At 68.2% G+C, this 13,202-nt stretch carries 11 protein-coding genes; 7 read left to right on the plus strand and 4 right to left on the minus strand.

Annotation, left to right across the window (positions count from 1 at the left end; genetic code table 11):
* Window positions 1-44: 44 nt before the first annotated feature.
* On the minus strand, window positions 45-248 hold the full coding sequence (locus tag ACZ5CR_RS27060; protein ID WP_018528239.1) for a cold-shock protein: 204 nt from the start codon (window positions 246-248) through the stop codon (window positions 45-47).
* A gap of 336 nt (window positions 249-584) precedes the next feature.
* Here ACZ5CR_RS27060 and ACZ5CR_RS27065 point away from each other — a divergent pair, with 336 nt between their 5' ends.
* Together ACZ5CR_RS27065 and ACZ5CR_RS27070 are read left to right on the plus strand one after the other, a co-directional pair.
* The gene (locus tag ACZ5CR_RS27065) at window positions 585-1,469 is read left to right on the plus strand and encodes a menaquinone biosynthetic enzyme MqnA/MqnD family protein (RefSeq protein ID WP_468862158.1); all 885 of its coding nucleotides are present in this window, start codon (window positions 585-587) and stop codon (window positions 1,467-1,469) included.
* Between the two features lie 191 nt (window positions 1,470-1,660).
* Window positions 1,661-3,340 carry a serine/threonine-protein kinase gene (locus ACZ5CR_RS27070; RefSeq protein WP_468861892.1) on the plus strand — a complete coding sequence of 560 codons (1,680 nt, stop codon included), beginning with the start codon at window positions 1,661-1,663 and terminating at the stop codon, window positions 3,338-3,340.
* Between the two features lie 32 nt (window positions 3,341-3,372).
* Here ACZ5CR_RS27070 and ACZ5CR_RS27075 read toward each other — a convergent pair whose 3' ends face one another.
* Window positions 3,373-3,921 (minus strand): hypothetical protein, encoded by a 549-nt coding sequence (locus ACZ5CR_RS27075; RefSeq protein WP_468861893.1) that lies wholly within the window; start codon window positions 3,919-3,921, stop codon window positions 3,373-3,375.
* Window positions 3,922-4,065: 144 nt separating this feature from the next.
* On the minus strand, window positions 4,066-4,365 hold the full coding sequence (locus tag ACZ5CR_RS27080) for a WXG100 family type VII secretion target (protein WP_468861895.1): 300 nt from the start codon (window positions 4,363-4,365) through the stop codon (window positions 4,066-4,068).
* Window positions 4,366-4,632: 267 nt separating this feature from the next.
* On the opposite strand from ACZ5CR_RS27080, the gene ACZ5CR_RS27085 reads away from it, so the two are divergent.
* A complete protein-coding gene (locus ACZ5CR_RS27085) occupies window positions 4,633-9,261 on the plus strand; it encodes an FtsK/SpoIIIE domain-containing protein (RefSeq protein ID WP_468861897.1) in 4,629 nt (1,542 codons plus the stop codon).
* A 36-nt stretch (window positions 9,262-9,297) separates the two neighbouring features.
* Here ACZ5CR_RS27085 and ACZ5CR_RS27090 read toward each other — a convergent pair whose 3' ends face one another.
* A complete protein-coding gene (locus ACZ5CR_RS27090) occupies window positions 9,298-10,005 on the minus strand; it encodes a hypothetical protein (RefSeq protein WP_468861900.1) in 708 nt (235 codons plus the stop codon).
* A 158-nt stretch (window positions 10,006-10,163) separates the two neighbouring features.
* Between ACZ5CR_RS27090 and ACZ5CR_RS27095 the strand changes: the two genes are divergently transcribed.
* From ACZ5CR_RS27095 to ACZ5CR_RS27110, 4 genes are read left to right on the plus strand one after another with little or no spacing between them, the layout of a single operon-like run.
* Window positions 10,164-10,475 (plus strand): type VII secretion target, encoded by a 312-nt coding sequence (locus ACZ5CR_RS27095; RefSeq protein ID WP_468861902.1) that lies wholly within the window; start codon window positions 10,164-10,166, stop codon window positions 10,473-10,475.
* The gene (locus ACZ5CR_RS27100; RefSeq protein WP_468861905.1) at window positions 10,472-11,698 is read left to right on the plus strand and encodes a putative T7SS-secreted protein; all 1,227 of its coding nucleotides are present in this window, start codon (window positions 10,472-10,474) and stop codon (window positions 11,696-11,698) included. The genes ACZ5CR_RS27095 and ACZ5CR_RS27100 overlap by 4 nt, the downstream gene beginning before the upstream one ends.
* A 42-nt stretch (window positions 11,699-11,740) precedes the next feature.
* Complete coding sequence (locus ACZ5CR_RS27105; protein WP_468861906.1) at window positions 11,741-12,409, plus strand: hypothetical protein; 669 nt, start codon at window positions 11,741-11,743, stop codon at window positions 12,407-12,409.
* 5 nt (window positions 12,410-12,414) lie between these two features.
* Window positions 12,415-12,999: a hypothetical protein gene (locus ACZ5CR_RS27110; RefSeq protein ID WP_468861909.1), complete on the plus strand. Its 585-nt coding sequence runs from the start codon at window positions 12,415-12,417 to the stop codon at window positions 12,997-12,999.
* Window positions 13,000-13,202 lie beyond the last annotated feature (203 nt).

Below are 13,202 nucleotides of genomic sequence, written 5' to 3' on the forward strand. Positions count from 1 at the left end.
AGTCACCGGAACTCTCACACATCCCATTCGCATGGGACGCCCCACTACTGGGGGGTGACGTTCTCCGCCTGCGGACCCTTCGGGCCCTGCGTGACATCGAAGCTCACGGCCTGGTTCTCCTCAAGGGAGCGGAAGCCGTTCGCGTTGATCGCGGAGTAGTGGACGAAGACGTCGGGGCCTCCGCCTTCCTGGGCGATGAATCCAAAGCCCTTTTCGGCGTTGAACCACTTCACGGTTCCGGTAGCCATAAGCCCTCCTTGGGCCAAAGGGTTGCCCTGCTCCAGAACCTGCGATTGTTGAAACAACTGCATAAGTCTGAAAACGACGAGAGCCTGCGGGTTACATGCTCCGCAGGCTCTGTACTGCAAGGGAAACCAAACTGCAACTTGCGGTGAGCTTAGCACGCAGGCAGCTGAATGCAATAGGGGGCAAGATCACGTCACCCGGATGTTTGACGGACCCCCTGGAGGGGTTGACGGACCAGGTCCGGAGGGGTTGACAAGGGCGGGATCGGGGCCCCGCTTTCTGCACCGTACCGCAAGGGGGCTAGCCTCCCCGATGTGGACAATTCTCCCGTTGGCACCATCACCGGGGAGGGCTCAGACCAGCTCCCCGGTCATCACCGCACCCCCAGGCCGCGCGTCGGTCACATTCAGTTCCTGAACTGCATGCCCCTGTACTGGGGTCTCGCGCGGACCGGAACCCTGCTCGACTTCGAGCTCACGAAGGACACCCCGGAGAAGCTCAGTGAGCAGTTGGTGCGGGGCGATCTCGATATCGCGCCCGTCACTCTCGTCGAGTTCCTCAGGAACGCCGACGATCTCGTCGCTTTTCCCGATCTCGCGGTCGGCTGCGACGGCCCGGTGATGTCCTGCGTGATCGTCTCGCAGGTCCCCCTCGACCAGCTGGACGGCGCCAGGGTCGCGCTCGGCTCGACCTCGCGCACCTCCGTGCGCCTGGCGCAGCTGCTGCTCGCCGAGCGCTACGGCGTACAGCCCGACTACTACACGTGTCCGCCCGACCTCGGCGTGATGATGCAGGAGGCGGACGCCGCCGTGCTCATCGGGGACGCGGCGCTGCGGGCCAACCTGATCGACGGGCCGCGCCTGGGCCTTGACGTGTACGACCTGGGCCAGATGTGGAAGGAATGGACGGGTCTGCCGTTCGTCTTCGCGGTCTGGGCGGCCCGGCGCGACTACGCGGAGCGCGAGCCCGCCGTCGTGGACGCGGTGCACAAGGCGTTCCTGGCCTCGCGCGACCTCTCCCTGGAGGAGGTCGGCAAGGTCTCCGAGCAGGCCGCGCGCTGGGAGGCCTTCGACGCTCAGATCCTGGAGCAGTACTTCACGACGCTCGACTTCCGGTTCGGGAGCGCGCAGCTGGAGGGCGTGACGGAGTTCGCGCGCCGGGTGGGGGAGACGACGGGCTTCCCCGCGGATGTGCGGGTGGAGTTGTGGGGTAAGCAGCCTTAAGCCGCGGACCACTCCGAGGCACGGACCATTCCGAGCCGCGGACCACTCCGAGGCACGGACCATTCCGAGCTGCGGACCACTCCGAGCCGCGGATTACCTTGAGCCGCGGACTACTCTGAGCCGCATCTGGAGACAGTGCCCGCGGCCCGGGTGGACGCGGGCGTGCGGCGCGTCCGGGGGAGGCCTTCGTCATGCACCCGCTCGATCCCGGCGAACCGACCGCCGTCGGCCCCTACCGCCTGCTCGGCAGACTGGGCTCGGGCGGCATGGGCCGGGTCTATCTGGGGCGCAGCTCGGGCGGCCGTACGGTCGCGGTGAAAGTCGTCCATCCGCACTTCGCGCTCGACGAGGAGTTCCGCGCCCGCTTCCGGCGCGAGGTGGACGCGGCGCGGCGGGTGGGCGGCGACTGGACGGCGCCGGTGCTCGACGCGGACCCGGAGGCGCCGGTGCCGTGGGTGGCCACGGGCTACGCGGCGGGGCCTTCACTCGCGGAGGCGGTACGTGACCTGTCCCCTCTCCCCGCCCATTCCGTACGCGTACTGGTGGCGGGCCTGGCCGAGGCGCTGACGCACGTCCATGGCCTGGGACTCGTGCACCGTGACGTCAAGCCGTCGAACGTGATGCTCACGATGGACGGCCCGCGCCTCATCGACTTCGGCATCGCACGCGCGACGGACGGCACGGCCTCGCTCACGTCGACCGGCGTCTCCGTCGGCTCGCCCGGCTACATGTCGCCGGAGCAGATCCTCGGCAGGGGGGTCACAGGGGCGGCGGACGTCTTCTCACTGGGCGCCGTCCTCGTGTACGCGGCCACGGGGGCATCCCCGTTCCCGGGTGATTCCTCCGCGTCGCTGCTCTACAAGGTCGTACACGAGGAGCCGGAACTCGGCGCGCTGGACGGCGATCTGCGCGACTTGGCACGGGAGTGCCTGATCAAGGACCCGGCTGCGCGCCCGACTCCGCGGGAGGTCGCGCGGCGGCTCGCGCCCTCGGGTGTGGACGGGCTCGTGGCGGCCGGGTGGCTGCCGGGGCCGCTGGTGGAGCGGGTCAGCCGGAGCGCGGTGCGGATCCTCGACCTGGAGACGGACGGGGTCGGGGGCGCGGAACAGCCGTCGGGGCCGGTGCCGTTCGGCGGTTCGGTGGTGGGGTGGCCTGCGGGCGGCCGGGCCGAGGGGCGTGAGCCGCAGAGCAGTGGGACCTTCGGCCCACCGGACGCTTCGTACGCGTCGGCGCCCGCCGCGTACGTCCCCACGCAGACCTCACCTCCGTCGTCAGCCCCGCCACCGGACCCGCCCGGCCGGGTGAGCGTCTCGGTCGCCGCGACGTCCACGCCGAGTGGGGCCGACGGGCAGCGGGGCCGCAAGGTCAGTTGCACGCTGGTCCTGGGCGTCGCGGGCGCGCTCGCAGCGGCGACCATCGGGTCCGCCTTCGTGTTCGGGCTGCTCCCGGGAGAGAACGACAAGAGCAGCGACACGGCCCGGCCCCCACAGGCGACGGCAAGCGGCCAGCAGGGCGACGGCAAGGTCCCAAGCTCCTACCTCGGCACGTGGGAAGGCCAGGCGACAGCAGCCAACGGCGCGATCCCGATGGGCACGTTCAGCCTCAAGGTCGAGCAGGGCAAGGTCGGCGAACGCTTCGCGGTCATGACGCAGACGGACCAGCTGGGCGGCGTCTGCGCGGTGGACCTGGTCCTGAAGTCGGTGTCGCGGAAGGAGATCGTGGCGCAGGGCAAGGGCCAGGCGGACAGCGCGGCCCAGTGCACGAAGAACAGCCACACGGTCCGCCTACGCCCCAAGGGCGACGCCCTGCTGTACCTCTCGGAAAACAAAAAGTCAGGCAACCCAGAGGCCCAACTCTCCCGCGTGGACTGACAACCCGCAGTCGGCCCCGCACCGCCCGCCGCTCATTCGCTGCCGGAGGCCGCCCGCCGCCGGTATGCCCCGTACAGCCAACCGCCCGCCAGAGCGCCCAGAATCGTCGCCCCCAGCCCCACCACCCACACATACGGATAGTTCAGGCTGACCCAGCAGTACTCGCCGCTCGCGTTGCAGTACCCGCTCCGATGGCTTCGTTTGGGGCGGATCGTGTGCATGGCGATGGAGAGAATTAGGACGCAGGCGCCGATACCGGGCAGGGCCGCGGCCGTCCATCCCGCCGAGCGGGGCTTGTCCTGCTTCCAGTTGATGTACCGCAACGGCAACGCCACCAGCGCGCCCGCGACCGGCAGAAGCAGCCCGGCCGTGACCGCGAAGCCATAACCCCCGCCCGGCCACTTCGGCGCGAGGTCGCGCCACATCTCGCCGGCCCAGGCATAGGGACCGAGGACGAGGGCGGCAGCCACCGCGAACCCGATGAGGAGGACCAGGCAGGCGAACCCGGCCTTCTTCCAGCCGCTGCCCTGCGCAGCCGCGGCCGCGGCCTTGGGCCGCGCAGGCTTCGCCGAACTGCCCATCAGGGTCCTCCCCGTTCCCGCGTCACATCGGCGTCGTAACAGTGACCGGCTCCCCGCTGCCCGTCCAGCGCAAATGGGACGGCCCGGCTCAAGTCTCTCTGAACCGGGCCGATCCCTTTGGGCTGCCGTCAGGAAGCCACTTTGTTACTTGTTCGCGTTGGCGAGCTCGATGTCCAGGTCCTCGTAGGCCTTGCGGGCCTTGGTGATGAACTCGGACATGCCCTGGAGGCCCTCAAGAGCCTTCTTCGCGCCCTTGGTGAACTCCTTGAAGGACTTCTCGAAGGCCGCCGAGCCCTTCTGGGTGGTGTAGCCGTTCTCCACCAGGAGGTCGATGCGGCTGTCGATCGCGTCGAGTTCGCGGTGGAAGTCGTCCATGTCCTTCAGAAGCTTGCCGGCTTCTTTGTCCATCTCGGCATATGTGAGATCGGTGTCCTTCTTGGCCATCGGGCACTCCCTTTTCCGACTTGCCGCAGGGCCAACCCCCGTGGCTCCCGTATTCGCTGATGCGGATGATCCGATCGTCAGCGTGGCACAGAAGCTTACGGGGGGACGGGCGGGGGCGCACAGCCCTCTGGGGGAGCGAGGGCTCTGTGAGGTCGTGCACAAGGTGGTTGCGGATGGGAAGTGCGGGGCGGATAGGGTTCGCTGACACCATGGGCAGTGGTCCGTGCTCCGGCCGGGGCGGGCCTCGGTCTGATGAGGAGGACGAGCGTGCGCCTGACCCTGACCGTCGTCGATCCCATGAGGGGCATGAGCTCCGATGTGGTGCTCGATGTCGACCCCGAATCAGTTGTCGGGGACATCGCGCGCGAGTTGGGCCGACATGTCGGGTATGTCGATGAAGGGCCGCAGGCGCAGGTCATCGCCATCGGCAGTGGGCGCGGTGGAATCGGTGGGGCCGGGCTGCCCAGCGACGGCGCACCTGCCGTCTTCGTCGACGGGTATGCCGTCGACCCCCATGCGACGGTGGTCGGGTCACCATTGCGCGAGGGGGCCGTCGTCAGCCTGCACGATCCCGCCGGATGCCTCCCCGGAGAGCCGGCCGGCCTGGTCGAGCTGCGCGTCGCGAGCGGCCCCGCCGCCGGGGCCGTGCACCGGCTCGGGGTCGGGCGCTACGAGATCGGCAGGGGTGCGGCGTCGTACGTACGCATCGACGACCCCGAACTCGCGGACCGAGCCGTCGCGTTGTCGGTCAAGGTGAACGGGATATGCCAGGTCGCCATACATGGGGACAAAGAGGGTGTAACTCTCGACGGTGAAGAGCTCGACGGTGACGAATGGCCGGTGGGCGGGCAACTGGCCGTCGGCAACACGCTGCTCGAACTTCACCGTTACACGCCGCCCGACGCCGCGCTCAAGTGGTCCGACGACGGCGCCGGGCTCGACTACAACCGGCCGCCGCGACTGCGTCCCTCCGAGCGGCAGACCACGTTCCGGCTGCCCCAGTCGCCCCGGGAGTTCGAGGCCCGACCGCTGCCGTGGCTCATGGCGTTCATGCCGCTGGCCGGCGCCGTCGTCTCCGCCTGGGTCTTCGGGCGCTGGCAGTTCCTGATCATCGCCGCCCTGAGTCCGATCATGCTCTTCGGCAACTACTTCATGGACAAGAAGCACGGTCGGCAGTCGCATGCGAAGCAGGTGAAGGAGTACAAGGAGCAGAAGGCGCGCATCGAGCAGGACGCGCGAGAAGCCCTCGTCGCCGAGCGTCTCGACCGGATCGAGGCCGTTCCGGACCCCGCGCTCGTGCTCGCTCTGGCCACCGGCCCCCGGAGCCGGCTGTGGGAGCGCAGGCGCGCCGACGCCGACCATCTGCTGCTGCGCCTCGGCACCGGCCGACTGCCGTCCGAGGTCGTGCTCGATGACCCGGAGCAGGACGAACACCGGCGCCAGGTCACCTGGAAGATCGAGGACGTCCCGGTGGCACTGCCGCTGCGGGACATCGGGGTGGTGGGCATCGCCGGTCCCGACGACACGGCACGGGCCCTTGGGCGCTGGGCCGTCGCCCAGACCGCGACGCTGCACAGCCCGATGGACGTGCTGTTCTACGTCCTCACGGAGAACTCGGCGCAGGAGAGCTGGGACTGGGTACGCTGGCTGCCTCATTCCCGCCCCGGCGGCGACCACGCCCATGTCCTGATCGGCGTCGACTCCGAGACCGTGGGCGCCCGCATCGGTGAGCTGACGCAGATCCTCGACGCCCGCCAGAAGGCCGCGAAGGAAGGCGGCCAGCGAGACGCCACCTCGTTCGGCGACCCCGACATCGTCATCATGTGGGACGGATCGAGGCGGCTGCGGTCGATGCCCGGTGTGGTGCGGCTCCTCCGCGAAGGTCCCACGGTCTCGATGTTCTCGCTCTGCATCGATGCCGAGGAGCGGTTCCTGCCCGGCGAGTGCCAGGCCGTCGTCGTCGCCGAGCCGCGTCCCGTTCAGACCGCGGCGAAGACGAGCGCAGGGAAGGGTACGAGGACCGCCTCCGATCGGCTCAGGGGCAGGCGGTCCGCGAGTGCGGCGCCCGAGGCCCCGCCCGGTGGATTCCCTTCTTTCAGCGCCTGGGATCACGCCGGGTCCGCTGTGGCCGACGTGGATAAAAGCTTGGGCCTGCGGCTGCGCGTCCACCAGACCGGCGCCAGGGTCATCAGCGACGTGCGGCCGGACTTCGTCGCGCCCGCCTGGTGCGCCCGGCTCGCCCGCTCCCTCTCCCCGCTGCGGGACATCAGCGGTGAGACCGAGGACTCGGCGCTGCCCGCGTCCAGCCGTCTGCTCGACGTCCTCCAGCTGGAGCCGCCGACCGGCGACGCGATCACGGCGCGCTGGCGCACGGGCGGTCAGTCGACGATGGCGGTCATCGGAGAGTCGTACGACGGCCCGTTCGGCATCGACCTGCGGCGGGACGGACCGCACGGCTTGATTGCGGGCACCACCGGCTCCGGTAAGTCGGAGCTGCTGCAGACCATCGTGGCCGCGCTCGCGGTGGCCAACACCCCGGAGGCCATGACCTTCGTGCTGATCGACTACAAGGGCGGCTCGGCGTTCAAGGACTGTGTGAAGCTGCCGCACACGGTCGGCATGGTCACCGACCTCGACGCACACCTCGTCGAGCGCGCCCTCGAGTCGCTTGGCGCCGAACTCAAGCGGCGCGAGCACATCCTGGCCGCGGCTGACGCCAAGGACATCGAGGACTACCAAGACCTCGTGCGTCGCGCCCCGTCGCACGCGCCGGTGCCCCGACTTCTCATCGTCATCGATGAGTTCGCGTCGATGGTCCGGGACCTGCCGGACTTCGTCGCCGGCCTGGTCAACATCGCTCAGCGAGGCCGGTCCCTCGGCATCCACCTGCTGCTCGCCACGCAGCGGCCCAGCGGTGTCGTCTCGCCCGAGATCCGGGCCAACACCAACCTGCGCATCGCGCTGCGCGTGACCGACGGCGGCGAGTCCAGCGACGTCATCGACTCTCCCGAGGCCGGGCACATCTCGAAGAGCACGCCGGGACGCGCGTACGTCCGTCTCGGACACGCCTCCCTGATCCCCTTCCAGTCGGGCCGTGTCGGTGGCCGCAGGCCCGGGGCCGCCGACCCGCAGGCCCTCGCCCCCTGGTCGAGCCTGCTGCAGTGGCAGGACCTCGGCAGGCCCGCGCTCGTGAAGCCCAAGGGCGAGGCCCGCGAGGATGAGGAGATCACCGACCTCAAGGTGCTGGTCGACGCCGTACGCGAGGCCAACGACGCCATGCGCATCCCGGCTCAGCACAGCCCCTGGCTCCCCGCGCTCGGCGACACCCTGCTCCTCGACGAGATCCCGGCGGCGCAGGGTGCGGGGGCGCTTCCCCCGGCCCCGTACGGCATCGCGGATCTGCCCTCCGAGCAGGCGCGCATCCCGGTGACGGTGGACTTCGCCACCTTCGGCCACCTCCTCATCGGCGGTGCGCCCCGCAGCGGGCGCTCCCAGGTGCTGCGGACCATCGCGGGCTCCCTGGCCCGCACGCACTCCACCGCCGACGTGCATCTGTACGGCATCGACTGCGGCAACGGCGCGCTCAACGCCCTGTCCCGGCTGCCGCACTGTGGCGCGGTCGTCAGCCGCGCGCAGACGGAGCGGGCCATCCGCCTCATCAACAGACTGAGCGGCGAACTCACCCGCCGGCAGGACGCATTCGCGGAGAAGGGATTCGCGGACATCGGGGAACAGCGGGCCGCCGTACCGGAGGACGATCGGATGCCGCACCTGGTGATCCTGCTCGACCGCTGGGAGGGCTGGCTTCCCGGCCTCGGCGAGTACGACCACGGTGTGCTGACGGACGAGATCATGGCCATGATGCGGGAGGGCGCGAGCGTCGGCATCCACCTGATCATGACGGGTGACAGGCAGATTCTCTCGGGACGGATCTCCTCGCTCACCGAGGACAAGTACGCTCTGAGGCTCTCCGACCGCGCAGACTTCTCGATGCTGGAGATCAACGCGCGCAAGCTGCCCGACGAGATCGCCGCCGGCCGTGCCTTCCAGAACGGAACCGCGACCGAGACCCAGTTCGCGCTGCTGAGCGAAGACGTCACGGGCCAGGGGCAGGCGGCGGCCCTCACCGTCATCGGTGAGGCGGCGGCCGAGCGGGACACCGAAGTCCCCCGCGCCCGCAGGCCGTTCAGGGTCGACGTGCTCCCGTCCCGCATCTCCTTCGACGACGCGTGGCGGCTTCGGGACGCCTCGCTTCCGGCCTCCCCGCTGTGGGGCCTGGTGGGCGTCGGCGGCGACGAACTGACCGGATTGGGCACCGATTTGGGGCAGGGAATGCCTGTTTTTGTCGTCGGCGGCCCCGCCAAGTCGGGCCGCAGTACCGTCCTGATGAACTTCGCCCGCTCCTACCTGGGTCAGGGCGTGCGCCTGGTGATCGCTGCTCCGCGGCAGTCGCCCCTGCGTGAACTGGAAGGCCGCGAGGGCGTCTTGAAGGTGTTCACGGAGGACGACATCGAGGAGGACGACCTCAAGGAGGTTCTGGCGTCGGCGACGCGCGAGGAGCCGATCGTGGTGCTCGTCGACGACGCCGAGACGCTGGACGACTGTGACGCGGAAGATGTGTTCAAGCGCATCGTCCAGCGGGGCGGCGAGGAGGGCCTCGCTGTCGTCATCGCCGGTGACGAGGAAGAGATCTGCGGCGGCTTCTCCGGCTGGCAGGTCGACGCGAAGAAGGCGCGGCGCGGCATCCTGCTGTCCCCGCAGGACAGTTCCGCGGGCGACCTGATCGGCATTCGCACGACGCGCAGCACGGTCGGCGGGCCGATCACTCCGGGCAGCGGTTTGCTGCACCTTGGGGACGGGGAGACGCGGACGGTTACTACGCCTATGCCGGTGTAGGGGTGGTGCGAGGACTGAACCGTCGGGAGAAAGACGTCAGTTGTCGTTGGAGTGAGGATCGGGGACAGTGTCGGGGAGGGGCTGGCGGAGCAAGTACCTGTGGAGGTCGCTGTGGGTGTCCTCCGTGTCGATCCGCAGCCACGAGCCGTCGCGGAAGCGCAGGAGCAGCATCCGCGACTCGAACTCCCAGTTGAACGGGTCGACCAGGCTCGCCTCCTCGGCGCCGAGCCGGGCGACGACCTCCGTGTGCTTCTCCCGGTCCAGGACTGCACGCACAGGTGGTGCCGCGAGGACGATGCCGTCCGGGGCGATGAGCACGAGGCGCTGGTCGTCGGTGGAGTGGGTGTACCAGTGCAGCAGAAACTGCCCCGCCGCAGCCTGCCAGTTCCCGTCGAAGACGCGGTCGAGCCCCTGCTCGACGATGAAGGCCTCATGCCGCTGGGCTTCGCCCCTCTTCCCCCGCAACCGCTCCTTCTCACTCTTGGAGTCGAGACTGCGCAGGACCGCCTCCCTCGCTTCTGTCACGAGGGTCGCCAACCAAACGATCAACCTGAACGGCGCGGCGAGCACCTCGAAGACCATCTCCAAGGGGTGCATCCGCCCCGGCCGGAGCCGCGGGGACCCGGCCGCCTGGAACACGTCGGCGGGCGGCGTGGGAATCTTGCCAATCGTGCACCACTCCATGGCTTCGGCCTGAATGCCCAACCGGTCGGCGATTGCGCGTTGCTCGTCCGTGGATGTCACGTCAGGCACTCCTCATGGGCGTCGCAGAATGGCTTGCTGCTTCGTTAGGCTATCCGGTACCGGGTGCTGTGAAGAGGGTGGAGAGCGGTCAATTTGCTCCCCATTGTCTCCAGATGCACGAGCGATACGGTCAGGGAAACGAACGGGGAGGGGGTCCCGTGGCGGACCATCAGAAGGCGGATATCGCCCTTATCAAGCAGGCATCGCGAGATATGGGAAAGATCCACAACGAGTTCGAGCGCAACGGCAACCCTGCCGACGAATACGGCAGTGCCGTGGGCCATGGCGCCCTGAAAGATGCCTTTTCGGACTTCGGGGACACCTGGAAGAAGACCAGGAAGAAGCTCATGAAGGAGCTTGAGAAGCTGGCCGAGTTCACCTCGGTCGCCGCCAAGGAGTACGAGAAGATCGACCACAAGCTGGCCGAGGCGATCCGTGGCGCCAAGGCGGAAGGCAAGGGCAAGAAGTGAGTAGGACGGACAGCGACTGGCCACCCCTCTGGCATGACGATCCCACCCCGGGAGACCCCGAGGAAGTGGCCGAGCTGGGTCGCAAGCTGCGCAAGATGGCCAAGATGATCGACGAGCAGTCCCGCGTCATCAAGGCCCTTGGCTCCGTGGACGGTTGGGACAGCGACGCGGGCCGGGCCTTCCACGACATGGCAGGCGGCACCGGGGACAAGCTCAAGAAGTCCTTCGAGCGCTACGACGAGGCCGCCAAGGCTCTCGGTGAGCACGTGCGGGAAGGCGAGTCGAACGAGTTCGCCGGTGAAATGCGCAGGGCGCAGCGCAAGGCGGACAAGGCGCTGGGTGACTATCGCGAAGCCAAGAGTGACTTTGACCTGGCGGAGCGCGAGGTGAAGAAGTACGACGAGAAGTACCCCACCCACAACGTTCCCGCCGGCGAGAAGGAGGATTACGAGCGCTGGAAGGAGAAGAAAGCCGACGCGCTGCTTCGCATCGGCGGCTCCCGGAAACTGGTGAAGGAGGCCAGGGATATCTATGACGATGCGGGGGACAAAGCCGCTCGGCATATCAGGGACGTCGTGCATCACGATGACGTCCGGGATCCGGGCGGCTTCATGAACTGGCTCGGGGACTGGGCGGATGCGCTCTCGAACATATCTGCCGTCCTGTCCGTGCTCGCGGTGATCTGTGCTTTCGTTCCGCCGCTTCAGGCTCTGGTTCCCATCCTCGCGGGCCTTGCCGTAGCTGCCAGCGCTCTCGCGCTTGCGGGCCACGCGTATGACATGACGGCGCGCGGGGGCAAGGTCAGCTGGGTGAAGCTGGGGGGTGACGTACTGGGCGTGATGCCGGGACTTGGCGCCCTCAGGGGGTTTACGGCGCTCAAGGGACTCAAGGGCCTGTCAAAGCTCAAGGGCCTTGGAACCTTCAAGGGGGGCACAGCTCTCGAGGGTGTCGGGGACAAGTTCCTGAACGGCATGGGCGTCACGATCGTTAACGGGAGCCGCGCGTTGCTCAAGAAGGGGCCCATCGAAGGCAAGAACATCACAGCGGTCATCAAGGGGGCAGGCCTCGCGAGCGCCTTGAACCGGATGCGCAAGGGGGAAAATGGCGAGAGGACCGGATACCAGGAGCCGGCCCCTGCCACGCCAACGCCTAAACCCTCTCCTCAACCTTCCCCCACACCCAGTGCCTCGCCGAAGCCGTTCAACGCGGCGTTGGCGGCCTAGGTCGTGCCTGGCGGCATTTGAGACGGAGAGGAGAATCCACAGTTGACTACCGACACCATCGAAGACAGTCGGCCCAGCCTCACGGGAAGCGACGGCATAGAGGTTCGCTGGGTCATGCCTGAAGGGTTCCTCGAGCTTCCCTTCGAGGCGGATGACCTGGATGAACTCTGCCGCAAGCTGATGGAGTTGGCCCGAGAGGCACTGCCGGGTGCCAGTGAGGACGTCCAACTCGAATGGGCTTCCATGTGCGCGGCGAACTACGACGAGTTCATCGAGGCGGGAGTTCAGTACGCCGGTTTCGTGGTGACGGAGGTCGAGGACGTCCGCTGTACGGCCACGGTGAACGTCAGCCTCGTGGACCTGGACGAACGAGCCGGGGCCAAGCCGGTGGGCTTCATCGCATCGACGATGCGGCACCTGGAGATCGGTCAGGTGGACGAGGTGAAGTTGCCCTGTGGCCCCGCCGCGACCTGTATAGGCACTCGGCAATCCTTCGTGGACGGCAGCCTCACGGAGTCGGGGGAGGACGAGCCCATCTGGACGTCGTTCATCCAGGTCCAGATTCCGCTGAGCAACCAGACCGTAATGGTGCTGGAGTTGGGAACACCGACGGCCGAGGGGTGGGAGACCTTCTCCGCGATGTTCGCCGGTGTCGTGAAGAGCGTCCGATTCTTCGACGAGCAGGGACTGCCCTTGGTGATGCCGGGGTGAATGCGATGAACGAATCACCGGAGGAGGCGGGTTCACCACTCGAGGCGGCGACCCCCACGGACTACCGTCTGCTGGTCCCCCGCGAGTGGTTCCGCGTCGACCTCACGCAAGACCGGTGGCGCGGCCAGCTGAAGACCTTCGTGGATCGGCAGGCGCAGGGCCGCGGGGTCTCCGCGGATCTCACGCGCAATGTATGGACCACGCTGCGGAACACCGCGGAGTCCGGCCTGGCGCGTGGCGCCATGGAGTTCTTCCTCCTGACGACCTCACAGGACGGCGGCTTGCCCGCCTCACTGCTGGTGTCGTTGATGCCACTGGGCGATTCGTCCGCGGACCCGCAGAGGTACGCGACGTATCTGGCGGCGCGCGAGTCCGAAGACGGAGCGTCGGGGCGGCAGGTGTCCGTGGTGGATCTTCCCGCAGGCACGGCTGTGCGCGTACTGGGCGCCACGTCCCTGGACGTTCATGTCCATATGCCGGGCGGCGCTGGCTACTTGGTTCTCTCCTTCTCGGCCCCCGTCACGGGAATGTCCGGCCCCATGGAGCACCTGTGCGACGCCATGGCTGGCTCGCTGCGGTGGGTGATGTGACGCACCTGCCGGGCCGATGAGGTGAGCTGATGGTGGAACGAGAGCAGAGGCATTGAGCGGCGAGTTCACCTGGATCTGAGGACGACTCCGACGTCCAGTTGCCGCTCGGCCCTGCTGTCCGCGTACAGGCGGTGCTGGCCGAGAAGCAGCGCTTCGGCTGGGGCAAGAAGGGCAGTGGGTCCCTCCAGTGCGGAGTCTGGCCG

Source organism: Streptomyces sp. NPDC031274, assembly GCF_055570235.1.

Bases quoted from the DNA above. Each gene is read 5' to 3' on its own strand.
- ACZ5CR_RS27060 (WP_018528239.1), bottom strand. From the start codon at position 248: ATGGCTACCGGAACCGTGAAGTGGTTCAACGCCGAAAAGGGCTTTGGA.
- ACZ5CR_RS27070 (WP_468861892.1), top strand. From the start codon at position 1,661: ATGCACCCGCTCGATCCCGGCGAACCGACCGCCGTCGGCCCCTACCGC.
- ACZ5CR_RS27075 (WP_468861893.1), bottom strand. From the start codon at position 3,921: ATGGGCAGTTCGGCGAAGCCTGCGCGGCCCAAGGCCGCGGCCGCGGCT.
- ACZ5CR_RS27080 (WP_468861895.1), bottom strand. From the start codon at position 4,365: ATGGCCAAGAAGGACACCGATCTCACATATGCCGAGATGGACAAAGAA.
- ACZ5CR_RS27110 (WP_468861909.1), top strand. From the start codon at position 12,415: ATGAACGAATCACCGGAGGAGGCGGGTTCACCACTCGAGGCGGCGACC.